The 23,407-nt window shown below is 41.0% G+C and carries 20 protein-coding genes; 14 read left to right on the top strand and 6 right to left on the bottom strand.

Features of this window, described 5'->3' with window-relative positions; all coding sequences use genetic code 11:
* Positions 1 to 132: 132 nt before the first annotated feature.
* The 5 genes from NE664_03675 to NE664_03655 form a co-directional block, all read right to left on the bottom strand.
* Entirely contained in the window at positions 133 to 1,470 is a 1,338-nt protein-coding gene (locus NE664_03675) for a butyryl-CoA:acetate CoA-transferase (protein ID MCQ4725762.1), read from the bottom strand.
* 120 nt (positions 1,471 to 1,590) lie between these two features.
* The gene (locus NE664_03670; protein ID MCQ4725761.1) at positions 1,591 to 2,712 is read right to left on the bottom strand and encodes a 2-hydroxyacyl-CoA dehydratase family protein; all 1,122 of its coding nucleotides are present in this window, start codon (positions 2,710 to 2,712) and stop codon (positions 1,591 to 1,593) included.
* A gap of 12 nt (positions 2,713 to 2,724) precedes the next feature.
* On the bottom strand, positions 2,725 to 3,990 hold the full coding sequence (locus tag NE664_03665) for a 2-hydroxyacyl-CoA dehydratase family protein (protein MCQ4725760.1): 1,266 nt from the start codon (positions 3,988 to 3,990) through the stop codon (positions 2,725 to 2,727).
* 16 nt (positions 3,991 to 4,006) lie between these two features.
* Complete coding sequence (locus NE664_03660; GenBank protein ID MCQ4725759.1) at positions 4,007 to 4,795, bottom strand: acyl-CoA dehydratase activase; 789 nt, start codon at positions 4,793 to 4,795, stop codon at positions 4,007 to 4,009.
* A 465-nt stretch (positions 4,796 to 5,260) separates the two neighbouring features.
* On the bottom strand, positions 5,261 to 6,457 hold the full coding sequence (locus NE664_03655) for a cofactor-independent phosphoglycerate mutase (protein ID MCQ4725758.1): 1,197 nt from the start codon (positions 6,455 to 6,457) through the stop codon (positions 5,261 to 5,263).
* Between the two features lie 311 nt (positions 6,458 to 6,768).
* On the opposite strand from NE664_03655, the gene NE664_03650 reads away from it, so the two are divergent.
* From NE664_03650 to NE664_03635, 4 genes are all read left to right on the top strand, one after another.
* The gene (locus tag NE664_03650) at positions 6,769 to 7,455 is read left to right on the top strand and encodes an ABC transporter ATP-binding protein (GenBank protein ID MCQ4725757.1); all 687 of its coding nucleotides are present in this window, start codon (positions 6,769 to 6,771) and stop codon (positions 7,453 to 7,455) included.
* Between the two features lie 21 nt (positions 7,456 to 7,476).
* The gene (locus NE664_03645; GenBank protein ID MCQ4725756.1) at positions 7,477 to 9,633 is read left to right on the top strand and encodes a hypothetical protein; all 2,157 of its coding nucleotides are present in this window, start codon (positions 7,477 to 7,479) and stop codon (positions 9,631 to 9,633) included.
* 14 nt (positions 9,634 to 9,647) lie between these two features.
* Positions 9,648 to 10,928, top strand: coding sequence for an ABC transporter permease (locus NE664_03640; GenBank protein MCQ4725755.1), 1,281 nt, complete (start codon positions 9,648 to 9,650; stop codon positions 10,926 to 10,928).
* A 1,661-nt stretch (positions 10,929 to 12,589) separates the two neighbouring features.
* On the top strand, positions 12,590 to 13,768 hold the full coding sequence (locus tag NE664_03635; GenBank protein MCQ4725754.1) for a DUF819 family protein: 1,179 nt from the start codon (positions 12,590 to 12,592) through the stop codon (positions 13,766 to 13,768).
* Between the two features lie 197 nt (positions 13,769 to 13,965).
* On the opposite strand, the gene NE664_03630 is transcribed toward NE664_03635, so the two are convergent.
* A complete protein-coding gene (locus NE664_03630) occupies positions 13,966 to 15,021 on the bottom strand; it encodes a nitronate monooxygenase family protein (GenBank protein MCQ4725753.1) in 1,056 nt (351 codons plus the stop codon).
* A gap of 224 nt (positions 15,022 to 15,245) precedes the next feature.
* Here NE664_03630 and NE664_03625 point away from each other — a divergent pair, with 224 nt between their 5' ends.
* The 10 genes from NE664_03625 (at position 15,246) to NE664_03580 (ending at position 23,367) form a co-directional block, all read left to right on the top strand.
* Entirely contained in the window at positions 15,246 to 15,701 is a 456-nt protein-coding gene (locus tag NE664_03625; GenBank protein ID MCQ4725752.1) for a MarR family transcriptional regulator, read from the top strand.
* A 27-nt stretch (positions 15,702 to 15,728) separates the two neighbouring features.
* The gene (locus NE664_03620; GenBank protein MCQ4725751.1) at positions 15,729 to 16,703 is read left to right on the top strand and encodes a ketoacyl-ACP synthase III; all 975 of its coding nucleotides are present in this window, start codon (positions 15,729 to 15,731) and stop codon (positions 16,701 to 16,703) included.
* Between the two features lie 58 nt (positions 16,704 to 16,761).
* Positions 16,762 to 16,983: an acyl carrier protein gene (locus NE664_03615; GenBank protein ID MCQ4725750.1), complete on the top strand. Its 222-nt coding sequence runs from the start codon at positions 16,762 to 16,764 to the stop codon at positions 16,981 to 16,983.
* Positions 16,984 to 17,004: 21 nt separating this feature from the next.
* The gene (fabK, locus tag NE664_03610; protein MCQ4725749.1) at positions 17,005 to 17,949 is read left to right on the top strand and encodes an enoyl-[acyl-carrier-protein] reductase FabK; all 945 of its coding nucleotides are present in this window, start codon (positions 17,005 to 17,007) and stop codon (positions 17,947 to 17,949) included.
* Between the two features lie 233 nt (positions 17,950 to 18,182).
* A complete protein-coding gene (fabD, locus tag NE664_03605; GenBank protein MCQ4725748.1) occupies positions 18,183 to 19,115 on the top strand; it encodes an ACP S-malonyltransferase in 933 nt (310 codons plus the stop codon).
* Positions 19,112 to 19,849, top strand: coding sequence for a 3-oxoacyl-[acyl-carrier-protein] reductase (gene fabG, locus NE664_03600; protein ID MCQ4725747.1), 738 nt, complete (start codon positions 19,112 to 19,114; stop codon positions 19,847 to 19,849). The genes fabD and fabG overlap by 4 nt, the downstream gene beginning before the upstream one ends.
* 12 nt (positions 19,850 to 19,861) lie before the next feature.
* Entirely contained in the window at positions 19,862 to 21,097 is a 1,236-nt protein-coding gene (fabF, locus tag NE664_03595; protein MCQ4725746.1) for a beta-ketoacyl-ACP synthase II, read from the top strand.
* 2 nt (positions 21,098 to 21,099) lie between these two features.
* Positions 21,100 to 21,570: an acetyl-CoA carboxylase biotin carboxyl carrier protein gene (gene accB, locus NE664_03590; GenBank protein MCQ4725745.1), complete on the top strand. Its 471-nt coding sequence runs from the start codon at positions 21,100 to 21,102 to the stop codon at positions 21,568 to 21,570.
* Between the two features lie 12 nt (positions 21,571 to 21,582).
* A complete protein-coding gene (gene fabZ, locus NE664_03585) occupies positions 21,583 to 22,005 on the top strand; it encodes a 3-hydroxyacyl-ACP dehydratase FabZ (protein ID MCQ4725744.1) in 423 nt (140 codons plus the stop codon).
* A 15-nt stretch (positions 22,006 to 22,020) separates the two neighbouring features.
* The gene (locus NE664_03580; GenBank protein ID MCQ4725743.1) at positions 22,021 to 23,367 is read left to right on the top strand and encodes an acetyl-CoA carboxylase biotin carboxylase subunit; all 1,347 of its coding nucleotides are present in this window, start codon (positions 22,021 to 22,023) and stop codon (positions 23,365 to 23,367) included.
* Positions 23,368 to 23,407 lie beyond the last annotated feature (40 nt).

The following is a 23,407-nucleotide window of genomic DNA, read 5'->3' as shown; positions in this document are numbered from 1 at the left end:
TATATAGAATATTATTTTTCGATTTTCGCAATGTTAAAAGGCGTTGTTTTTAACAAAAATATGTTAAAAACAACGCCTTAAATCATTCGTAAAATTTAGATTTTAAGTTTTTGCTAATATTGTGAAAAATAATTACTTCTTGTTTGAAGCTCTCCAGATACCGAATTTTTCTGCATCTTTGATAAGGCCGTCACGGAAATCAGGATGTGCAAGGTTGATTATTGCTTCAGCTCTTTCCCAAGTTGAAAGTCCTTTCATATTTGTGCAGCCAAATTCTGTTGCAACATAGTATGTGAAGAAACGTGTTAATGTAACGTTTGTTCCAGGTGTGAAGGAAGGTACGATCCTTGATTCAACTTTGACATTGCCGTCTTTATCTTTCCTTGTAGCTGTTGAGTTAAGGCAAACAAAGCCTTTTCCGCCTTTTGAACGGAATGCGCCGTAAATGAAATCCCATTGTCCGCCAACGCCCGAAATCTGTTTTGGACCTACAGATTCGGATGAAACCTGTGTATAAAGGTCGATATGGAGGCAGTTATTTACTGCAAATACTTTTTCATTCTGGCAGATTACGAACGGATCGTTTGTATAGTTTGCAGGAAGTTTCATGCAGCCTTCGTTTTTGTCGAGGAATTCATAGAGATCTGACGAACCCATGGCAAATGTGTAAACCATTTTGCCTTTGTTGAGCTGTTTGTATTTGTTTGTTACTTTTCCGGCTTTTGCAAGGGTCATAAAGGAATCCATCATCATTTCAGTATGAACGCCGAAATCGTTGAAATCTGATTTTGCAATAGCCTCGCCGATTTTGTCAGGGATACCGCCGATACCAAACTGTAAGCAGCACCTGTCTTCAAGTTCATTCATTACATTCTCGGCAATCTTAATGTCTGCCTCGCTTGCAGCTCCTTTTCCGAGAGATTCGAGAGGCTGATTATTGCCTTTAACTATTGCGTTAACCTGTGAAATGTGGATTGCAGTGAATTCTCCGCCGTATACAACAGGGAATGACTCGTTTTCTTCGATTATTACATAATCGCAAACTTCAAGAAGACCCGGAATGTAAGAGCAAGTTGTTGAAGTGTTGAAATAGCCGTTTTTATCCATAGGGCAGCATGCAATAAAAGCAACATTCATTCTTCTTGTCCTTACAAGACGGTCAAATTCATGGTAAGCGCCGGGAATATGATATGCATGCTGTTTGCGTGACTGTGCTGTTAATGAACGGTCGTCGATATCGAATACTTCCTGGTTAGGATCAACCTCAAAAACTTTCGTATCCATTTTAAGTGTACATGTTTCGATATGTATGTCGTGGAGCTCATTTTTCCTTTTTGCCAATGCGGCGTCAAGAGCAGGAGTGATTGTAACGAATTCGCCGTAGTAAACCCAGTCACCGTCTTTAACTACTTTAACCGCTTCATCTGGAGTTGTAAGTTTTGCTTGATATTGCTCTTGGAAATTTGTCATTGTAATATTCCTCCCTTTTAATAAATAAAAAGCTATTTGAAATATCAATATTAAGGCAGTCAATATCTGCCTTTAAAACCGGGGAAACTTTAATTTCCCCGGAAACATGAACTTTTTATATTAAAACATTTCAACAAAGCTTTGAACCCTTGTCCTAAGCTGTTCCATTGAACCTGCCTGCTGGTCTACCTCTATCATAAGGCTCCTTATACCCTCGTTATTAAACTGCTGATAATAGATTGGGTAGTCAAATTCTTCCGGATCGCAGAATTTCATCATGCATACGATTACGGCGTCGGCTCCGGTCTTTTTAACCATATCAATAAGCATTGGCCCTCTTACTTTGTCACGGTCTGTAGCGAGGGAACAGCCGTACATATTCTGCCATTGTTTTGCAAGGCGCATAAGAGGTTCTTCGCCATCCGGAACGTCAACGCGGAACTGCCTTGATTCCTGAGCAAGGTCGTCGGCAACAACCGTAAGGCCGAATTCTTCAAATATATCAAGCATTGAGTCAGGCTCGGCAGTGATACCTGTGAGAATTACTTTTTTGCCTTCAGCAGGCTCTTTTGGCATTGCTTTAAGCTCTGCAATAAGCTCCTTCACAACAGCAGTATGTTCTGCCTTATCCATAAAGAACCTGGATTTAATAACCGCATGGCGTTTTGCGGGAGTTATTGTTTTGGAATAGTCGCCTGCAATTTCGGTAAATTCGCGCATAACTTTGCGGTTTTCGTTGTAAACGTCTATAGCGGCGTTTATAGCTTCATTGGTAATTTTTACGCCGAGTATGTTTTCAAGTTTTGAACGTATGAGTTTATATTCTTCAACAAGGAAGTCGTTAGCGGAAGGCAGATTCCTGTTTTGAGGATGAACAAACTGTATTACAGGTGAAGCGCCTTTCCATTTTTGTCCCATACATTTTAATGTGTCGCAAGGAGAAGAAATTACAACGGCTGAAAGAATGTCGTACACGCCGTCGATTTCCATTTCCATTACGGACTGCATTATTGAGCATGCAAATGCCGGAAGATATGTGTTGGCTTTTGAAATTGTTTTCTGTGCTTTACCCCAACAGCCGACGGGAAGCACGCCGGCAGCGTATATGATTTCTTCAGGAGCATATACGGGAAGTACGCCGACTGCTTTTTTGCCTGTTTTGGACATAAAATCTTCAACGGCTTTTTTAGGATTATCTGAAAGTGCTTTTAAATTTGATATTATAGTATCTGCTTTACTCATTTTAACGCCTCCTTAGTTAGACTGGGCAGCTTTGTTCTGCTCCATAATTTCAGCCAAAGCCTGAACTCGTGTGTCAAACTGTGCAGGCGAGAAGTTACGAGGATCTGTCTGGTCGCCGTCGAAGCTTACATACGGCACGCCTGTCCTCTCCTTAACTATTTCGGCTGTTTCAACATTGAGGAAACTCATAAGCTTGCAGCTTCTGTTAAGGTGGTAAGCGATACCTGTTGAATTTGTGCTTGTAAGCACGTCGCTGATAACATTAACTTTGTTTTCAAGGCATGTATTGGAGTACATCTTGCAGTAGCCGACAGCCATTTCGCGCAAATCGCCGACTTCATAATGGATGCTCCATGCTCCAGGATACGTAGATCCTACCATGTTGCAGCCAAGGGATTTAAGCGATTTGTATGTATGCGAAAGGTATGGCCAGCATGCAATGCCTTCCCATGCAATACGATATTTTTCTCCGCCTTTGAATGCGTCTTCGCCTCGTGCAGCTTTGGCTTCGAGCTCTTCGGCAAGGGTTCTGAATGTGTCTTCAGCGGCATATTTAGCTCTTGCGCAAACGATAAGGGCCATAAAGTTGAACATGTCGAAGCCGTTAAGGGGCGACGGAACGGTAGCGGCCATGCCCATAGCCCTGTCCCATTCATGAACTGAACGCTGAACCTGTTTTTGAACTTCGACAAATTTATCATAGTCAAATTTTTTGCCTGTAAGCTCTTCAAGCTGTTTGATAGCGTAATCAAACTGATCTACAATGTAGGTTTTTGTATATTCAGGTATAGGCCATGTGTGTACATAAGGAACGTCAATTATAATGTAAGGGATATTGAGTTCCACAGCGATATTTTCATACCATTTAAGAAGGGTATTGCAGATGTTGTTGCATGTGATTATAACATCCGGCAGTGGGATCTTAGGAGCCGGACAGTTTTCGAGCGCTTCAGGAGTAACGCCTGTTTTTGCCTGCTCAACAAGCAGATCCATATATGCAAGGTTGATCCTCGCATAGGAGCAGATGTCAAGGGAATAGCCTTTCCTTTCGGCGATCTCAATCATATCGAGCGCGCCGTGCTTTGCACCGACGGCCGCGGCATGGTTTTCAGGATAAATCATGTGTATGCCCATAACTTCGCAAAATTCGCTTGGGGCAATAGAAGAAGACCAGCATACAAGTTCGCCTTTGCTTCTTGCATTCATCGCATCCTGATAAAGTTTGTCCTGATAGTATGCCAATTTTTGTTTTGAAGTCATACCTTCTGTTTCAGTCATTACAATCCCTCTTTCCTTATTTAGTATTTGATTTTTTTGCTTCGTCATAAGCAAATAATGCGGCTCCCAAAGCGCCTGTAATCTGTGGGTTAGGCGCGACTATTACGGGGCGTTTAAGCTCGCGGCTTATCGCTTTTACAACGCCTGCATTCTGAGCGACGCCGCCGCCCATTACAACGTCGTTTTCAAGGCCTGTCCTATATGCTAGGCCGCAGGCTTTGCTGGCTACTGACGCATGGACTCCCGCAATTATATTTTCTTTAGAAACCCCGTTTGATAAATGTGAAATAACTTCTGACTCCGCAAAAACAGTGCATGTGCTGCTTACGCTGACAACTTCTGTCGCACGGCTGTCGTAATCCGCCATTTCATCAATATTTATTTCAAGCACCCTTGCCATAACGTCAAGAAAGCGACCGGTGCCGGCGGCGCATTTGTCGTTCATAAAGAACTGGCTTACGGCGCCCCTTGCGTCAAGGCGTATAGCCTTGGCATCCTGGCCGCCTATATCTATTATAGTTCTTGCTGTTGGTACGAGGTGAAAAATACCTTTGGCATGGCAGCTTATTTCGCTTATTTGTTTATCCGCTTTTTCAAAAGCAAACCTTCCGTAGCCTGTGGCAACGATTTTTGACATGTCGCCAAGCTCAAGGCCGCTTGTTTTTAACGCATCTTCCAGAGCCCTTTGCGGGCCCGATGAACCTGTGCCGAACTGTATAACACTGGCAGCAACGATATCGGTTCCGTCTTTAAGTATAACGACTTTCGATGAAGCGGAACCGATATCAATTCCCATAGAATACATTAAGACACCTCCTTAGTTTTACATTTAATGTATTTTTCTTACCGAATTTTACGACAAAATATAACATTTTGTTATCCAATTAACTATGTTATAAAATAACCGTATTTAATATAATCTATACAAAATTTATTATATCCTTTTATGGGTTAAAAATCAATAGGAGCAACCCATTTTATTTATGGGCAAAGTATACAAATTGCCGTTGGAACATGCTGAATGTGATAAATCAGAAAGCATTTATTTGTTAAATATTTATCTTTTTTGTTATTTTTTTATCTTATTTTATTACTTTTTACAATAAAAATAAATATCATGATATTGTTTTTATGCGGTAAGACCGCGCGTTTTAATATTTTTTTGCATTAAAATCAATGGTTTTAATAATAACACAGTGAAGCGGCAAAAGTTTTTTTCAGTTTGGCTTTTGCCGCGTACTGAAATAACTTTTTTCACAAAATATTACACTCATTTTAAAAATTCTTTATAAAGTTCCAGTCCGTTTTTAAAATATATGTTTGTAAGTTTTGCCTCTTCCTCATCGAATTTGTCGCGCCCGTTTACCGGCGCGCCGCTTCTGTAAATCATAAACGGAACGGCGTCTCTCGCATGGGTTTTTGTGGCTATAGGCGTCGGGTGGTCGGGCATTATAAGGATTGTATATTCTTCGCCCATGTTTTCAAGCTGTTTTGTGAGAGGCCCTATTATTTGTCCGTCAATGTATTCTATTGATTTTATTTTATTTTCGATTTCTCCGCGGTGGCCGCATTCGTCCGGAGCTTCAACATGTATATATACATAGTCTGCGCCGTTTTTAAGCTCGTTTAGCGCGGCTAGGCATTTATTTTCAAAGCTGGTGTTTATATTGCCGGTTGCCCCTTCAACTTCAACAACATTAAATCCTGTTGAAATGCCTATGCCCTTAATGAGATCCACGGCTGATATGACGGAGCCGTTAAGGCCGCGTATTTCTTTGAAATTAGGAATTTCAGGCTTTGTACCTTCGCCCCAGAGCCATATTGAATTTGCCGGATTTAGGCCGCGGCTGCTCCTTGACTTGTTTATAGGATGATCTTTAAGTATGTCATAGCTTTTGCTCATAAGCTCAAACAGCCTGCCGTTTTTAGGAACGTAATCGGTTATTTTCCTATCGGAAATATCATGGGGAGGCGTGAGCCCAAGGCCGCATGGGCCGTTATGCCATATCATACAGTGCCTGTAGCTTATGCCGGCAAAAAATTCTATTTCGTCGGTTTTAAATGCATCGTTTACTGCCGATATAAGTTCAGCCGCTTCGGCGGTGGTTATTTCCTGGCTGCTGTAGTCTTTCATTGTTTTTTCGGCGTATTTTTCATCATCGGAAAGCGTAACAAGATTGCATCTGAATGCAATATCCGTTTTTGCCATGTCAATGCCTATGCTTACTGCTTCAAGCGGCGAACGGCCTGTGTAACATTCGGTTGCGTCGAACCCCATTGCGGCAAGGTTTGCTACGTCGCTTCCTGGAGATAGGCTGTCAGGCACGGTTTTTACAAGGCCCATTGTAGAAGTTTTTGCCATCCTGTCCATGTTAGGTTTATAAGCTTTCATCATTGTAGTTTTGTTTCCAAGGCTTTCAAGCGGATATCCGGCCATGCCGTCGCAGAGCATAACGATATATTTCATATTAATTTCTCCTTTTGATATAAAATTTAACCTTATTTATTTTAGGAAAATTATAACCCATAAGGAATATAAATTCAATAAGAAAAGAACAAAAGTCTTTGTACAGCGGCCAATTTCTTTTAAGAAAAAAGTAATAATTAATTAATATATTTCTGGTAGAAAGAATGTCCGCTATATGATAAAGTAAAATAAAATATTTTCGATTTATTTGAAACAAAATATTGTTTTCGATTGTCTAATATATAATGAAGGGAGGGGTACTATTGGGTGAAGACGTAATCAGGATCAATAAATTAAGAAAGGTTTACAGAATGGGCGATGAAAAAATTGTCGCTATAAATAATGTTTCTTTGAATTTTATTAAAGGTGAAATATGTTGCTTGCTTGGGACTTCCGGTTCTGGCAAAAGCACTCTTTTAAACTTGATTTCAGGCCTTGAAAAGCCAACTAAAGGCGAAATAATTATACATAAAAAACATATTGAACGAATGAATGAAGATCAGCTTGCAAAATTCAGGCAGGAATATATTGGGTTTGTGTTCCAGTCGTACAACCTTTTGGGGACGTTGACGGCGCTTGAAAACGTTACGCTGCCCCTTATATTTAAAAAAGTGCCCGTTAAAGAGAGGAAGGAACGGGCGATGGAGATGCTTAAAGCCGTGGGGCTTGAGGACAGGGCGAACCATAAGCCGTCGCAGATGAGCGGCGGGCAGCAGCAAAGGGTTTCCATAGCAAGGGCTTTTGTAAATAACCCGCAGGTTGTTTTTGCCGACGAGCCGACGGGAAACCTTGATACTAAAACGACTTACCAAATGATGGATTTGATGATGGACTTGGCCCAGAAAAACCGTCAGACGGTTATTATCGTAACCCATGATTTGGAAATATCTGTTTATGCAGACCGTATAATCCATCTTATGGACGGCAAAGTAGATAATATTAAGGTAAATGAAAACCGTGTTGTCAACAGCAGTGAACTTGCAGGAATTCATCAGTAGAAAAAGGACGGGGGAATAAAGATGGGAAAAAAGCTTAAAGCTTTAATGGTGTTTTTAGTTGTACTGCAAATGGTGTTTGGGGGAATGGTTAACGCTTTTGCGGAAGAAAACGAGGAAGATAAGGAGCCGGCAGGCCAGCCTAACGTAACCATTGTGAACGGTCCTGTGTTTGACGTTGTTGCAGGCGAAGTTAATGAGGTTAACATCAATGTTAAAAATTTAAGTTCAAGCATTGCAAAAAGCGTTGTTCTTATGCCCAAATTTGCTGAAATAACCGATAATCCATTAAAAATAACGACAAAGAGCGGTTCAACAAATATAGTTGGCATTTCAGGAAACGCAAGCCAGACAATAACGCTTTTGGTGGATGTTGACAAAACGGCTCCAACGCAGACATATACTGTGGATATCAAATTTTCGTATTTTAATACAGACGGGGTAAATTATGATTCAACATCCACGATTTATTTTAAAGTTAAAAATGTAAATACTGAAGGAAGCATGCTTTTGGAAAACTTTTCATTGGAACCTGACGGCCTTGAAGCCGGGGGAACCGGTAAAATAAGCGCCGTTGTGAGAAACCGCGGGCCGCTTAATATTTACGATGTTGAAGTGTCTATTTCGGATCTCGATCCGGCTGTGATTTCGGCAGTTGGAGAAAGCAGCAAAAAATTTCCGAACTTTCATGCCGGAACACAGGAAACAGTTTCGTTTAACCTTTCGGCAGGGGCCGAGGTGGCGGCGGGAAGTTATCCGGTTACTTTTAATATAGTCGGTAAAGATGAAAACAATAAGGAATATAAGATGTCGCAGAAATACTACGTTTCTGTCGGCGGCAGTTCTTCCGGAAAGAAGAGCGAACTTGAAATAAGGAACCTTGCCGAGCCTGAAGGAGTATACGGCGTTAATCAGAATTTCGACGTTGCATTTGAACTTTTCAATAAAGGCGATGCAGAAGCCAAGAATATTAAAGTAACCGCTAAGGAATACGGCGAGGGCGGAAACATTGTGCCCAAAAGTTCAAGCGTAATATCTGTTGATAAGCTTGAACCGGGAGCTTCATGCCCGGTGAGTTTTACGTTTGCGGCTACAGGGGCGTCTGTAACAAGAAATTATACTGTTGAACTTGCCGTTGAATATGAACAGAACGGCAAAACCGTTACGTTTAACCAGTATGCGGGAGCAAACGTATCAAATCCCGATAATGATAAAGAGGATGAGGACAAAAAGGAAAGTAAGCCCAAAATAATCGTAAGCGAATATAAAGCAGATCCGATTATTGTAAATGCTGGGGAAGAATTTGACCTTTACATGACGTTTTTGAATACTCACGCCGTTAAGAATGTTAAAAATGTTAAAATGTTCCTTACAATGGCGGAAGAAACTTCAAAGGATACTGAAAGCACAGGAAACGTATTTACTCCTGTTGACAGCAGTAATACATTTTATTTTGATTCCATACCTTCAAAAGGAACGGTTACAAAACAAATGAGGCTGTTTACGGTTCCCGATGCGCAGCCTAAGACATATACGCTTACGGTAAATTTTGAATATGAGGACGAAGAAGGAAACGAATATACGGCGACGGAACTTTTGGGAATAAACGTACAGCAGATGACAAAAGTTGAAACAAGTGAAATTGCCATGCCTCCGACTGCCGAGGTTGGAATGCCTGTTTCGCTGTATTTTGATTTGTATAATACGGGAAAAGTTGATTTAAGCAATCTAAAAGTCGTTATTGAAGGCGATATTGATACGACAACGAAAAGTGTGTATATAGGGAACTGCAAATCGGGAGAGAGCAGTTATTACGAAGGAAGTTTCTCTGTTTTAAACGAGGGTGAAAACAATGTTAAACTGACGATCTCATACGATGATCCAAGCGGAAAAGTTATCGAAAAGGTTTCTGAATACACAATAACGGGAACGGCGCCTGTTCCGGTGGACGATATGATGATGGAAGGCGAAGATATGAACATGGAAGGCGGGCAGAAAATGCCGGTTTCCATAAATGCGATAATAATTTCTATTATAGCGGTTATAGCGGCGGCAGTTATAGCTGTGATAATATATAAAAAGATTAAACACAAAAAAGCTGAGAAGTACATAGAGGCTGACGACGACATTTTCGACGACGAAGAAACGGACGGCGGCGAGGATAATAAATTAGACCGGTAGGAAGAAGGTGTGCAATGAGCAGCTTTGATATTATAAGCATGGCTATCCGTAACCTTTGGAAAAGGAAGCTTAGAACTTTTCTTACGGTGCTCGGCGTTGTTATAGGCACAGCTTCCATAGTTGTTATGATATCTGTCGGCATCGGCATGAACGAAGGCTATAAGGAACAGGCTGAACAAATGGGAAGCCTTAATGTAATTGACGTTTACACCCCATGGAGCAGCGACAGCGGCAAGAAAGTCCAGCTTGATACAAAAACTATTGAAGAAATCAGGAAAATACCGGGGGTTGAGGCTGTAAGCCCGACGATTAACGAATATTTAACGATTATAGACGGCAGGTATGCCGCCGGGGTAAGCGTCGTAGGAATAGATCCGGCGGCAATGGAAGCTATGGAGTATAAGATCGGTTGGGGACGCCCTCTTCAGGAAGGCGACAGCATGGCATTGGTATTGGGGGCTTATGCTAAAGAAGAGTTTTATAACCCTAAACAAAGCAGCAGATACAGATACAGCCAAAGCAACAATATAGAAATTAATCTTGAAGAAGATAAATTTAAAATTACGACTGATAGCGGCTATGGCACAAACAATGCCGACAACAGTATTAAGCCAAGCAAAATAGAGATTGTCGGCGAGATGGATCAAATGGATCAGAATGCGTATAATTCTTTTATGCCTATAAAGGATCTTGAAAAGCTTATTGACGAAAGGGACAAAGCCCAAGATGTGTCTGCAAAAGATAAACGGAAAAAAGGCATTTATGACAACCTTAAAGTCAAGGTTGAAAATATGGAAGATGTCGATTCCGTTCAGGAAAAGATAAAAGATATGGGATTTGAAGCGAGCAGTTTGAAGGAGTATCTTAATTATATGCAGGAAACAAGCAGGATGCTGCAGACAGTCCTTGGAGCAATAGGGGCTATATCCCTTCTCGTAGCGGCTATAGGTATAACTAATACAATGGTTATGAGTATTTATGAAAGAACAAGGGAAATAGGGGTTATGAAAGTTATCGGCGCAACTTTATCCGATATAAAGAAACTCTTTCTTACAGAAGCGGCTTTTATAGGATTTTTAGGCGGGATTGCGGGAATAATAATAAGTTTAATAGTTTCAAAAATCGTAAATATTGTTGCTGTCGGTATGGGGCAGGCTTCAAATATTTCACGCATACCGATATGGCTTGCTCTTGCAGGAGTAGTTTTCGCTACGTTTATAGGGATTTTGGCCGGTTATCTTCCGGCGAAAAGGGCAACGAATCTAAGTGCGCTGACAGCTATAAGGACAGAATAGCAGCAAAGCTATAAGTGGATAAAGATATTGCTGAAGGACGTTTTGTACATCAAAACGTCCTTTTTATATTGGAATTTTTGAATTTTGCCTGAACATGCGGGATTTTATCTTTTGGATAAAGTTTGTCTGCGGCAAGTCAATATAGAAAAATTTAACCGTTTGATAATATTCGTTTTAAACAAATTGTTTAGTTTCTCATTCAATTGTGCATATCTTTTACGGTAAGTGGAAGCGTTGCAGTATGCAGTCAAAAGAGATTTCGGAAACATCAGGCTGAAGTTTTATGATGTTTTGCATAATTTTATAATGCCATTTTTGTATATGGACAGTAAATATTAACATATATTAAAAAAATGATTTATAAACATATAAAAACGATATGTACATAGTGTATGTTTTTGAAAAATATAACTAGGCTAATATGTATAAAAATCGGCCTATATTATGTTGGATATAAAAAAATATAGTGAATAATTCACAATAAAGATTTGCTTATAAGAACAGAAATGTAAAACTTTTGTTGTTGAGGCAGGTTTATAGGATCTTATAATTGACTGTATAGTTACAATAGCGTTTAACATTAGATTAACAAACAGGTTTGTTATGAGTAATAACAGGATTTTTAACAAGGCGCGCACATATGATTATGAAATAATATTAAGAGGGGGCACAAGAATGGAATGAGTAGGGAGCACTGATTTGTAAATATGAAAGCAAAGCCTGTATGATATGGTTTTGCCAGAGTATTTTATACATGGTATAAGATGCCTGCGGCAGTTTTTAATATGACGAAAAAATAAAAGATGTCGTTATTGTTGCAGGAATCCAAAGGGAGAATATCTATGTATACAGACAAATGCAGAACTTGCAGAAATATTGGAATTTGATGAAATATCGGGACTGCTTTGTTAATACTGTGTCATTTTGAATTAATACCACACATATATGCTTAAAATGACGGCAGAAAAACATCGGTATGTTCTTCAAAAGGTATTGTATGGATGTTGCGGGAGAAAACAGCCGTTACAATCAATAGTTTCCAAAATTGTGCAAGCATGGCTTAGCGGCAGGCAATAACTTTTCTTAAATGAAACGGCGTAAAAATGTAAAATGGGTTCTTAAAATAATGATACGGCCGATAATTAGTCTGAAATACGGCTTTTCAACAATAAGTGACGTATATACGGCATAGTTTAACGATATGACGAAATTATTTTACAGAACTTTAGACAAATACAGACAGCAAAAGAGAAAATGATATATTTGAAATGCGTTTGCTTTGAATGATGCGGAATTTTGAAATATTGTTTCTGTTACTGGCTGTTTGCCTATCAATAAGAAAAGCGGTGCAGACAATTACATATAAAATTTAGCGTATTTTATATGCCTCCGCGTATTGGCGCCGGTATTTTTCCCGTTTTAAATATGTTGTATTCAATATAAATGCTTTTTTCAGCATTTTCCGGCAAACGAAAACAATGCGGGGAAATCGGCGGTGCGGGCTGTTACCGGTGTCTGAGAGTTTATGATTACGGCAGAAAAAGTATAAATTTTTTCCGATTTATTTGAGGAACAGTTTATCCTAACTGATAAAAATTGTGTGTTCGCTTTTAAACAAATGACTGTTTATAAGCGATGTGAGGGAAAAGGAAGGTGGTTTAATGATAACATCATCTGAAGGTTTTCTTGGTTTTTTAATTGCAACCATGGCAATAATTTTTTATCTGGAAAAGAAATATTCTGAAAGCAAATTCTTTAAAATAATTCCTTCAATGGTTGTTTTAATGCTTGTTGTAGCGCTTGCGGCAACATTTAAGGTGTTTGACGGAACGGCGGAAGGCGTTGTGGCGGCTCAAAATGTTATGTATTCAACATTTCTGCCCATGATGCTTACAATGTTTATGCTTACATGCGATATAAGGCATATTTTTAGGCTTGGGCCCAGAATGATATTGTCGTTTTTGAGCACTACGGTTTCAGTTCTGGTTGGATTTACGGTGGCATATCTTATTATGAAAAATTATCTGCCTGAAAATGCGTGGGGGTCGATTGCGGCAGTTACAGGTTCGTTTGTTGGTGAAACTATTAACATGCAGGCCGTGGCTTCCACGTTTGGCGTAGAAGGCGTCGATTATGTATATGCCGTTATGATGGACACGGTAGGTATAACAATCGTACTTTCGGTAGCTATGATGCTTATACCTCGCACAATGGCGTGGAATAAATTCTTTAAAGCATCTACAGACGGTATTGACGAAATTGCAAAAAGGATTGAAGAAGCTAATAAAGATCTGGATAAATCAGCTCCCAACATGCTTGATTACTGTATACTTTTTGCAGTAGGTCTTATCGGGACGGCCGTAATTAATTTTGTTATACCATATATCCCGGAGGTTAGTTTCCTTTCGGCAACCGGATGGAGGGTAGTGCTTTCCTCACTGCTTGGTATAGCTCTTGGATTAACTCCTGCACACAGGCTTAAAGGCGCGCAGGAAGTGGCAAAAGTTTTCCTTTATTTAAGCCTTTGCATTACAATGTCATATTCAGATCTCAGCCAGTGTACTGAAGCGCCGCAATTTGTTGTTCTTGTTCTTATAATGCTTGCAGTAATGTACATTGTATGGCTTTTGCTCTGCAAATTGTTCAGGTTTGACTGTTTCACCGCTTCGGTTGGATTTATGGCGAATTTCGGCGGTACATCGTCGGCTCCGGCGATTGCGGCTGCACATAATCCGAACTGGATTTCATTCGGCATACTGCTTGGATTTTTCGGAGATCTTGTCGGAACGGGAGTAGCCATAGCTTTTGGGAACTTCCTTAAATATCTTTCTATGATGTAACGCCGGTTAACTGTTATAATTGGGATGGTATTATTTGCCGCCGCTTGGGTGAAAGCGGCGGCGTTTTATCTATTATTACAAATAGTTTTTGTACTGTCTGCCATATAAATAAACGTGCCTGCCGTATCAAATTGCGGCGGGCACGTTTATTTAATCTATAATAATGTACTCTTATAATTTTTATATAATAAATAATTTTATTGTGTAAGTTCTTCAAACAGTTTTTTTACTGTAGTAATTTCGTTTATCCTATATGCGTTCTCACCGCAGAAAAGCAGCGAGTCCTCCGTTTTGCCTTCGGCGGCTTTTATTAAAGCCATGCTTATGCAATATGGCGTTGTGGCAGGATTGCAATGATCCATACAGTTAAAACATTTTGTAACTTTTTCGTTTGCCAGTTCGCGTTCTTTAACAAATTTGTTTCTGATAGCGCGTCCGGGCATTCCTACGGGGCTTTTTACAATAACTATATCGTCTTTTTTTGCATTTACATACGTCATTTTATATTCAAGGGGAGCGTCGCATTCTTCTGTTGCAACAAACCTTGTTCCCATCTGTACTCCGTCGCATCCTAAGGATATATAATGGTCAATATCGTTTCTGTCGTAAACCCCGCCTCCGTAAACAACGGGTATTTTGCGTTTATATTTTTCTTCAAAACTTTTTACATATTCAATAATACTTTTAACTTCGCCGTCATATTCATCCAAAGAAAGATTTTGCGCTTCTTCGGCGGAAAATCCTAAATGGCCGCCTGCTTTAGGACCTTCGATTACAACGAAGTCGGCTACTTTTTCATATCGTCTGTCCCAGAGCTTAAAAAGAACTTTTGCGGCTTTAAGTGAAGAAACTATCGGTGCAAATTTTACCGCCGTATCTTTTAAAAGCATAGGCAGCTCCGTTGGGAGGCCGGCGCCTGAAATGATTAAGTCTGCGCCGTTTTTCACACAGCACTCTACATATTCGGCGTAATTTTTAGAGGCGCGCATTATATTTACCCCTATAATTCCGCCTTTTGATATTTCTTTTGCTTTTTTTATATGGTATGCAAGCGCTTTTAAATTGGCTTTAAGGGAATTTTCCATGAATGTTTCATCCGTATACCCGGGCTGGGCCGCCGATATAACACCTATGCCGCCTTCAGCGGCAACTGCCCCCGCAAGACGGGAAAGGCTTATGCCAACGCCCATTCCGCCCTGTATTATAGGTACGGACGCAATTAAATCGCCAATTATGAGAGGCTTTAGCTTCATATTGTCATCTCCTAAACTTTGATTGTCAAATTATTTATTTAGGGTAAATATATTATATATTACCCATAATGTCAATAATATTGGATTATATTGTATATAATACATTCAATATAATCGGCTTATGACATATTTTATGTACATTATAACCATTGACGGCGGGCTTAATTTTAATTATACTTTGAATATCAAAATATTTGATATTCTTAGCTTTTTGGGAGGAAGTTATGTCGGAAACATTCAACGTTATTAATGAACTTATGGTTGACATTTATAACGATATTTTAAAAATCGAAGAAAATGCTTTCAAGGACAGCCGTTTTAACGATGTTTCCATAACAGAAGTACATACTATAGAGGCCATTGGTATGTACGAGCCAAAAAGTATGGGAGAGATAGCAAAGGCGCTTAAAATAACTGTCGGCACACTTACCGTAGCCATTAATAACCTTGTGAAAAAAGGGTATGTGGAGCGTTACAGAAGCGACAACGACAGGCGCGTTGTAAAAATAGGGCTTACAAAGAAAGGCAGGCTCCTTTTCAGGGTGCATTTAAGCTTTCACAGGGCTATGATTAATAAATGTGTAGAGGGCCTGACCGGCGAACAGGAAGAAATTTTAACCCAATCGTTAAAACGTGTAAGCAGTTTTCTGAAGGAGCATTATCATCTGTTGGAGTTATAATAATTTATTTTATTAGGAGCAAAGCTTATGTATTTTTCAAAAATTGTTTCAACAGGTTCATACCTGCCGGAAAAAATCATTTCAAATGATGATTTATCAAAGGTTGTCGATACGAACGACGAATGGATTGTGTCCAGGAGCGGCATCGGGAACAGAAGGTTTTCGCATGACGAAAATACATCAAGGCTTGCTGCAAACGCAGCAAGAAATATACTCGGCAAAATTAATAAAAGCCCGGAGGAAGTAGACCTTATTATTGTAGCGTCGGTATCGGCCGATTACATAACGCCTTCCGTAGCATGCCTTGTCCAAGCTGAAATAGGGGCTGTAAATGCAGTTGCTTTTGACGTCAACGCTGCCTGTACGGGATTCGTATTTGCTTTGTCCACAGCAGACAAATTTATAAAAAGCGGAGTATATAGAAATGCGCTTGTTATAGGAGCGGAGGTTCTAAGCAAGTACCTTGACTTTAACGACAGATCGACATGCGTGCTTTTCGGCGACGGGGCAGCCGGCGTGTTTATTGAAAGAAGCGAAGAAGAAACAGGATTGATTGCAGAAATACTCGGAAGCGACGGAGCAAAGGGCATGTCGCTTACAGGAGGATATTCGCCGGTTGTCAATGTGTTTAACGACGGTGAAAAAAACTATGATATATATATTAAAATGGACGGAAAAGCAATATTTGATTTTGCTACGCGCAAGGTTCCTAAATGCGTTAAGGAACTTATGGAAAAGGCGGGGATTGATAACGGCGATATAGATTATGTTCTTCCGCATCAGGCAAACAGCAGAATTGTCGAAATTATCAGCAGAAAACTTAAAATACCTATGGATAAATTTTATATAAATATGTATAATTATGGGAATACCTCTTCTGCAAGCATACCTATTGCGCTTAACGAAATGGCTGAAAAGGGATATTTAAAAGAAGGAACAAAGCTTGTTATATGCGGCTTTGGAGCAGGGCTTACATGGGGAGCCGCATATTTGAAATTTTAAAATGGCTAATAAATAAAATTTATTATAAAAATTATCTTAAAAATTAGGAGGAATTAAAATGGAATTTGAAAAAATCAGGGAGATTATAGCGGAACAGACAGGCAAGGATATTGAGGAAATTACAATGGAAACAAATGTAAAGGATGATCTCGAAGCGGATTCTTTGGATCTTTTCCAGATTATCAATGACATTGAAGATGAATTTGATGTTAAAATTGAAAATGTTGAGGACATCAAAACAGTTGGCGACGTTGTTAAGTTGGTTGAAGAAAGCAAATAATTTTAGTTAGGTGGAAACGACATGTATGCAGACATATGTAAATTGCTGAATATTAAGTATCCTATTATTCAGGGAGCTATGGCATGGATTTCCGATTCTTCCCTCGTTTCGGCAGTTTCAAATGCGGGAGGACTCGGCGTGCTTGCAACAGGACATCTTGACGGCGAAGGATGCAGGGAAGAAATTAAAAGGATAAGAAAAGCCACAGATAAGCCTTTTGCGGTTAATATTATGCTTTTAAGCCAGTTTGCAGATGAAATTGCACAGGTAGTATGCGAAGAGAGAGTTCCCGTTGTTACTACGGGAGCGGGAAGCCCCGGGAAATATATGAAGGCTTTTAAAGAAGCCGGGATCAAAGTTGTCCCTGTTGCGGCGTCGGTTGCTATTGCAAAAAGGATGGCAAAGGACGGAGCCGACGCAGTTGTGGCTGAAGGATGCGAATCCGGAGGCCATGTCGGGAAAATTACGACTATGGCGCTTGTGCCGCAGGTTGTCGATGCAGTCGATATACCTGTTATTGCAGCCGGAGGAATTGCCGACGGACGCGGAATTGCGGCGGCAATGATGCTCGGCGCAAGCGGCGTGCAGATTGGGACAAGGTTCCTTGTGGCAAAGGAGTGTACAATACATCAAAATTATAAAGACAGGATTATTAAGGCAAAAGACATTGACACCACAACCACCGGCCAGTCTACAGGACATCCTGTAAGGGTTATAAGAAATAAGCTTGCAAGGGAATATGAAGCCCTTGAAAAGAAAAACGCCCCGGTTGAGGAACTTGAAGAACTCGGCAGAGGAGCTTTAAGGCGTGCGGTTAAGGAAGGCGATATGGATTTTGGTTCTGTTATGTCGGGGCAGATAGCGGGCCTTGTTAATAAAGAACAAACGGCGGCTGAAATACTTGAAGAACTCTACGGCCAATACATCGGTATTTTGAATAATTTTTACAAGCAGCACACCGTCTAAAAAGCGTGCATGTATAATTATGGCAGAGCGGCGCCAAACTCTATGATGCCGCCGGTTTAATATTAAAATCCGAATCAATTCGGGCGGACTTTTGCGTGGAAGTTTTAAAGAAATATACAGAAGTTTTTTACGGAATATTAAGATATGATTTATGTTTATGCGGGGTATTTTAGAAATACCCCGTATTGTAAATAGGGATAATAATTTGGGACAATATTCGAGGGTGTGGAAAAATGAAAATTGCTTTTATGTTCAGCGGCCAAGGTTCGCAGTATGCAGGCATGGGCAGGGAATTATACGAAAATTTTGAATGTGCGAAAGAAGTTTATGACACGGCTGATGAAGCTCTTGGCTTTAAAATAAGCGAAATTATATTAAACGGCGGCGAACAGCTTGATAAAACAGAGTTTACTCAGCCCGCAATATTGACGATGAGCACAGCGGCTCTCAGGGCGCTTGAAGAAAAAGGAATTAAAGCGGAATATGCGGCGGGGCTAAGCCTTGGGGAATACTCGGCTTATGTTGCGGCGGGGGCTTTTGATTTCAAAGATGCGGTCGGCCTTGTAAGGAAAAGGGGACGTTTCATGACGGAAGCGGTACCGGAAGGCGTTGGGGCAATGTATGCCGTTATGGGACTTGAAAGGGATATAGTGGAAAAAACTTGCGATGAAATTACAGCAAAAGGCGGTTTCGTTTCGCCGGCAAATTACAATGCCCCGGGGCAGATAGTTGTTGCCGGGTATGCAGAGGACGCGCGGGAGGCGGCTGAAAGGCTCAAAGAATGTGGGGCTAAGCTTACGGTTAAGCTTAATGTAAGCGGGCCTTTCCATACGGCGCTTTTAAAACCGGCAAGCGATAAACTTGCCGCCGAGCTTGAAAATATAGATATACATAACATGAATATACCGGTTCTGACAAATGTAACGGGCGATGTTGTAGATGACGAATCTTTAATTAAGCCATATTTGATTAAACAGGTTATGAGCCCGGTAAAATGGGAAGATACAATTAAAAAGCTTTATGAAAAAGGCGTCGATACTTTTATAGAGATTGGGCCGGGAAAAGCTCTTAACGGTTTTGTTAAAAGGACTTTAAAAGGCGTTAAAATATTAAATGTAGAGGATATGAAATCTCTTGAAAAAACTTTGGCGTCATTGGAGGTATGAAAATGCTTAGAGGTAAAACGGTTATTGTAACGGGAGCCGCAAAAGGTATAGGAAGGGCTATTGCTAAAAAATTTGCCGAAGCGGGAGCAAATATCGTGCTAAATTACAGAAGCAGAATAGACGACGAAATAGTTAAAGAAATAGAAAGCTTCGGCGTCGAGTGTATGCCATACAAGGCCGATGTAAGCGATTTTAAGGAAGCGGAAAGTCTTGTAAAAGCCGCAAAGGAAAAGTTCGGTTCTGTGGACGTGCTTGTTAATAATGCGGGAATAACAAAAGACGGGCTTATTATGCGTATGAGCGAGGACGATTTTGACTCAGTTATTAAAACAAACTTGAAAGGCGCTTTCAATACGATACGCGCCGCTTCCAACATTATGCTTAAACAAAGAAGCGGGGCGATTATAAATATGAGTTCCGTTTCGGGCCTTATCGGAAACGTAGGTCAGGCAAACTACTCGGCTTCAAAGGCAGGCTTAATTGGTTTAACTAAATCGGCGGCGAGGGAGCTTGCGGCAAGGGGCGTAACCGTTAACGCTATTGCGCCCGGATTTATCTCAACGGATATGACGGCTGTGCTGAGCGATAATATAAAAGATGAAATGATGAAAAATATTCCGCTTAAACGTTTCGGAGAAGCAGAGGACGTAGCAAAAGCTGCGGTGTTCCTGGCGGAAAACAGATATATAACAGGCCAGGTCCTCAATGTGGACGGCGGTATGGTAATGAACTAGGAGGTACTTTTTATGAAAAGATGCGTTATTACCGGTATAGGTGCGGTAACTCCGTTGGGAAACGACATTGAAAGCTATTGGAACGGACTTAAAAATGGCGTATGCGGTATAGATTACATCAAAAAATTCGACACGGAAAATTACAAGGTTAAAGTTGCGGCTGAAATAAAAGACTTTGATGCGGAAAAATATGTTCCTAAAAAAGAACTTAAGAGAAACGATATGTTTTCTATTTACGGCATTGCGGCGGCTATGCAGGCATTTGAGATGAGCGGTCTTAAAGAAGGTGATATAGATCCGGATCGCTTTGGCGTCATTGTTGGAAGCGGCATAGGCGGACTTTTTACAATGGAAGAACAAATCCTTAAAATGGGTGAAAAAGGTCCTTCAAAGGTTTCGCCTCTTTTTATACCTATGACAATAGGAAATATGGCGTCCGGAAATATTGCTTTAAAATTCGGTGCAAAAGGCATATGTTCTTCAGTTGTTACAGCGTGCGCAACAGGAACAAACTGTATCGGCGAAGCTTACAGGAATATCAAGCACGGTTATCTTGATCTTTGTTTTGCAGGCGGTACGGAGGCGTCGATCAGCGGAATCGCAATTGCCGGATTTACAAATCTTACGGCGCTTTCAACAGAGCCGGATCCGAAAAAGGCAAGCAGGCCTTTTGATAAGAACAGGAGCGGTTTTGTAATGGGCGACGGCGCGGGCGTACTTATGCTTGAGGAATTGGAACATGCGCTTAAACGCGGAGCTAAAATATACGGCGAGATTGTGGGATATGGCGCGACTTGCGACGCATATCATGTTACGGCGCCTTGCCCTGACGGCGAGGGAGCGGCAAAGGCCATGGAAATGGCTATGAATGAAGCCGGTATTAAACCGGAGGACGTTTCATACATTAATGCGCACGGAACGGGAACACATCATAACGATATTGGGGAAACAGTGGCTATTAAAAGAGCTCTGGGCAGCGCCGCATACAAAGTGCCTGTTTCTTCAACGAAATCCATGACGGGCCATCTTCTCGGAGCGGCCGGAGCTGTTGAAGCAATAGCTTGCATATGTGCGCTTGACAATAATTTTATACCTCCTACGATAGGATATGAAACGCCGGATGAAGAGTGCGACCTTGATTATGTGCCGAATACAGGCAGGGCGGCCGAGCTCAGATACGCGTTATCCAATTCCTTGGGCTTTGGCGGCCATAATGCAGTTTTATGCTTTAAAAAGTGGGAGGGCTGAACATGGAATTTAACGAAATTAAAGAACTTATACAAATTATAGATACGTCAAAGCTCAGAAGCTTTGAACTTTCAAATAACGGCACATTCATTAAAATGAGCAAAAATATCGTAGAACAGCCTGTTTCCGGCGGAATACAGAATCAGACATATACTGCTGAAGAAATAAAGTCCGAACCTGCAATGGTTACAGAGGTGTCAGAACAGTTTGAGAATGGAAATGGAACAGCTGTTAAAGGCGGGAATTCTGTTACAGCGCCTATAGTGGGAACATTTTACGCAAGCCCGGCGCCTGATAAGCCGAGTTTCGTATCTGTGGGAAGCAAGGTAAAGAAAGGCGACGTGCTTTGTATTATTGAAGCCATGAAGGTTATGAACGAGGTTGTAAGCGATTTTGACGGCGAAGTGACTGAGATATGCGCCGAAGACGGCGATTTGGTAGAATATGGAATGAAACTGTTTACAATAGCGTAAGGAGGGTATAAAATGGATGATATAAAGGGCATAATGTCTGTCCTCCCGCACAGGCCGCCATTCCTGCTTATAGACAGGATTGAAGAAGTAATACCGGGCGAAAAGGTTGTGGCGGTTAAGAACGTAACCATGAACGAACCTTTCTTTGTCGGACATTTTCCGCAGGAGCCGGTTGTGCCGGGCGTACTTATAGTTGAAGCTATGGCGCAGGCAGGAGCGTACGCCGTTTTGAAAATGGAGGAATATAAAGGAAAAACGGCATATTTCGGCGGCATTGACAAAGCAAAGTTTCGCCAGAAGGTTGTGCCCGGCGATACTTTACGGCTCGAAGTTGAGATAATAAAGCTTAAAAAAATAGCCGGTATCGGAAAGGGTACGGCTTATGTAAACGGCAAAAAAGTATGTGAGGCCGAGATTACATTTATGATTGGATAATTGAGGTGGTTTTATATGTTTTCAAAAATACTTATTGCCAACAGGGGTGAAATTGCAGTCCGTATTATACGCGCTTGCAGGGAAATGGGCATTAAAACTGTGGCTGTATTTTCCGAACCTGACAGGGAAGCGCTCCATACCCAGTTGGCGGATGAGGCCGTTTGCATCGGCCCGGCAAAAAGCAAGGAAAGCTACCTTAATATGCAGAATATTATAAGCGCGGCTGTTGTAACAAAGGCGCAGGCGATACACCCAGGGTTTGGGTTCCTTGCGGAAAACAGCGTATTTGCCGGTATGTGCGAAGAATGTAATATAAAATTTATAGGGCCCAAAGCCGGCGTTATTGATTCGATGGGCAATAAAAGCAATGCAAGGAAGCTTATGATTGAAGCCGGAGTTCCTGTAATTCCGGGAAGCGACGGAGTTATAGATACGCTTGAAAAAGCAAAGGAAACGGCCGGCCGGCTCGGATATCCGGTAATGGTAAAAGCTTCTTCAGGCGGCGGAGGAAAAGGCATCAGGATTGTCAGGCAGGAAGAAGATCTTGAGAAGGCGTATGAAAGTGCAAAGAGCGAAACAAAAGCCGCTTTCGGCGACGATACAATGTATATGGAAAAAGTAATTGAAAATGCCCGCCATATCGAAATACAAATATTAGGAGATGAATTCGGGCATGTGATACATCTCGGTGAGCGCGATTGTTCCATACAAAGGAGAAATCAGAAAGTGCTTGAGGAAGCGCCTTCTCCCGCTCTTGACGAGAATGTGCGCAAAGCTATGGGCGAAGCGGCTGTTAAGGCGGCTAAAGCCGTTGGATATGAAAGCGCCGGTACGATAGAATTTTTATATGACAAAAACGGCAATTTCTATTTTATGGAAATGAATACCCGAATTCAGGTTGAGCATCCTGTTACGGAAATGGTGACGGGAATTGATATTGTAAAGGAACAGATTAAAATTGCGGCCGGAGAACATCTCCAAATAAAACAAAACGACGTTAAAATTAAAGGGCATGCCATTGAATGTAGGATAAATGCGGAAAATCCTGATAAAAATTTTGCGCCGTCTCCCGGTGAAATCGATTATATGCTTGTTCCCGGAGGGGGAATGGGAGTGAGGATTGACAGCGCCGTTTATCCGAAGTGCAAGATACTTCCATACTATGATTCTATGATTGCAAAAGTAATAACATATGGAAATACAAGACAGGAAGCTATTGAAAAAATGCGCCGCTGTTTGTATGAGTTTGTTATTGAAGGCGTTGATACTAATATTGAGTTTCAGGAAAAAATACTTACAAACAGTAAATACCAGGCCGGTACATTTGACACCGGATTTATAGCCGATGAGATCATAAAATAATATTATAAATTATATCTGCCTATGGTTTTACAGGAATACC

This window comes from Anaerotignum faecicola (assembly GCA_024460105.1).
In the GTDB taxonomy this organism is placed as follows: Bacteria; Bacillota; Clostridia; order Lachnospirales; family Anaerotignaceae; genus JANFXS01.
The sequence above is the reverse complement of the archived record's forward strand: the minus strand, read 5'-3'. Positions and strand labels throughout refer to the sequence as shown.

Excerpts from the sequence above, each read along its gene's own strand:
- NE664_03675 (MCQ4725762.1), bottom strand. The coding sequence starts at position 1,470 with ATGACAAATTTCCAAGAGCAATATCAAGCAAAACTTACAACTCCAGAT.
- NE664_03670 (MCQ4725761.1), bottom strand. The coding sequence starts at position 2,712 with ATGAGTAAAGCAGATACTATAATATCAAATTTAAAAGCACTTTCAGAT.
- NE664_03665 (MCQ4725760.1), bottom strand. The coding sequence starts at position 3,990 with ATGACTGAAACAGAAGGTATGACTTCAAAACAAAAATTGGCATACTAT.
- NE664_03660 (MCQ4725759.1), bottom strand. The coding sequence starts at position 4,795 with ATGTATTCTATGGGAATTGATATCGGTTCCGCTTCATCGAAAGTCGTT.
- NE664_03655 (MCQ4725758.1), bottom strand. The coding sequence starts at position 6,457 with ATGAAATATATCGTTATGCTCTGCGACGGCATGGCCGGATATCCGCTT.
- NE664_03650 (MCQ4725757.1), top strand. The coding sequence starts at position 6,769 with ATGGGCGATGAAAAAATTGTCGCTATAAATAATGTTTCTTTGAATTTT.
- NE664_03645 (MCQ4725756.1), top strand. The coding sequence starts at position 7,477 with ATGGGAAAAAAGCTTAAAGCTTTAATGGTGTTTTTAGTTGTACTGCAA.
- NE664_03640 (MCQ4725755.1), top strand. The coding sequence starts at position 9,648 with ATGAGCAGCTTTGATATTATAAGCATGGCTATCCGTAACCTTTGGAAA.
- NE664_03635 (MCQ4725754.1), top strand. The coding sequence starts at position 12,590 with ATGATAACATCATCTGAAGGTTTTCTTGGTTTTTTAATTGCAACCATG.
- NE664_03630 (MCQ4725753.1), bottom strand. The coding sequence starts at position 15,021 with ATGAAGCTAAAGCCTCTCATAATTGGCGATTTAATTGCGTCCGTACCT.
- NE664_03625 (MCQ4725752.1), top strand. The coding sequence starts at position 15,246 with ATGTCGGAAACATTCAACGTTATTAATGAACTTATGGTTGACATTTAT.
- NE664_03620 (MCQ4725751.1), top strand. The coding sequence starts at position 15,729 with ATGTATTTTTCAAAAATTGTTTCAACAGGTTCATACCTGCCGGAAAAA.
- NE664_03615 (MCQ4725750.1), top strand. The coding sequence starts at position 16,762 with ATGGAATTTGAAAAAATCAGGGAGATTATAGCGGAACAGACAGGCAAG.
- fabK (MCQ4725749.1), top strand. The coding sequence starts at position 17,005 with ATGTATGCAGACATATGTAAATTGCTGAATATTAAGTATCCTATTATT.
- fabD (MCQ4725748.1), top strand. The coding sequence starts at position 18,183 with ATGAAAATTGCTTTTATGTTCAGCGGCCAAGGTTCGCAGTATGCAGGC.
- fabG (MCQ4725747.1), top strand. The coding sequence starts at position 19,112 with ATGAAAATGCTTAGAGGTAAAACGGTTATTGTAACGGGAGCCGCAAAA.
- fabF (MCQ4725746.1), top strand. The coding sequence starts at position 19,862 with ATGAAAAGATGCGTTATTACCGGTATAGGTGCGGTAACTCCGTTGGGA.
- accB (MCQ4725745.1), top strand. The coding sequence starts at position 21,100 with ATGGAATTTAACGAAATTAAAGAACTTATACAAATTATAGATACGTCA.
- fabZ (MCQ4725744.1), top strand. The coding sequence starts at position 21,583 with ATGGATGATATAAAGGGCATAATGTCTGTCCTCCCGCACAGGCCGCCA.
- NE664_03580 (MCQ4725743.1), top strand. The coding sequence starts at position 22,021 with ATGTTTTCAAAAATACTTATTGCCAACAGGGGTGAAATTGCAGTCCGT.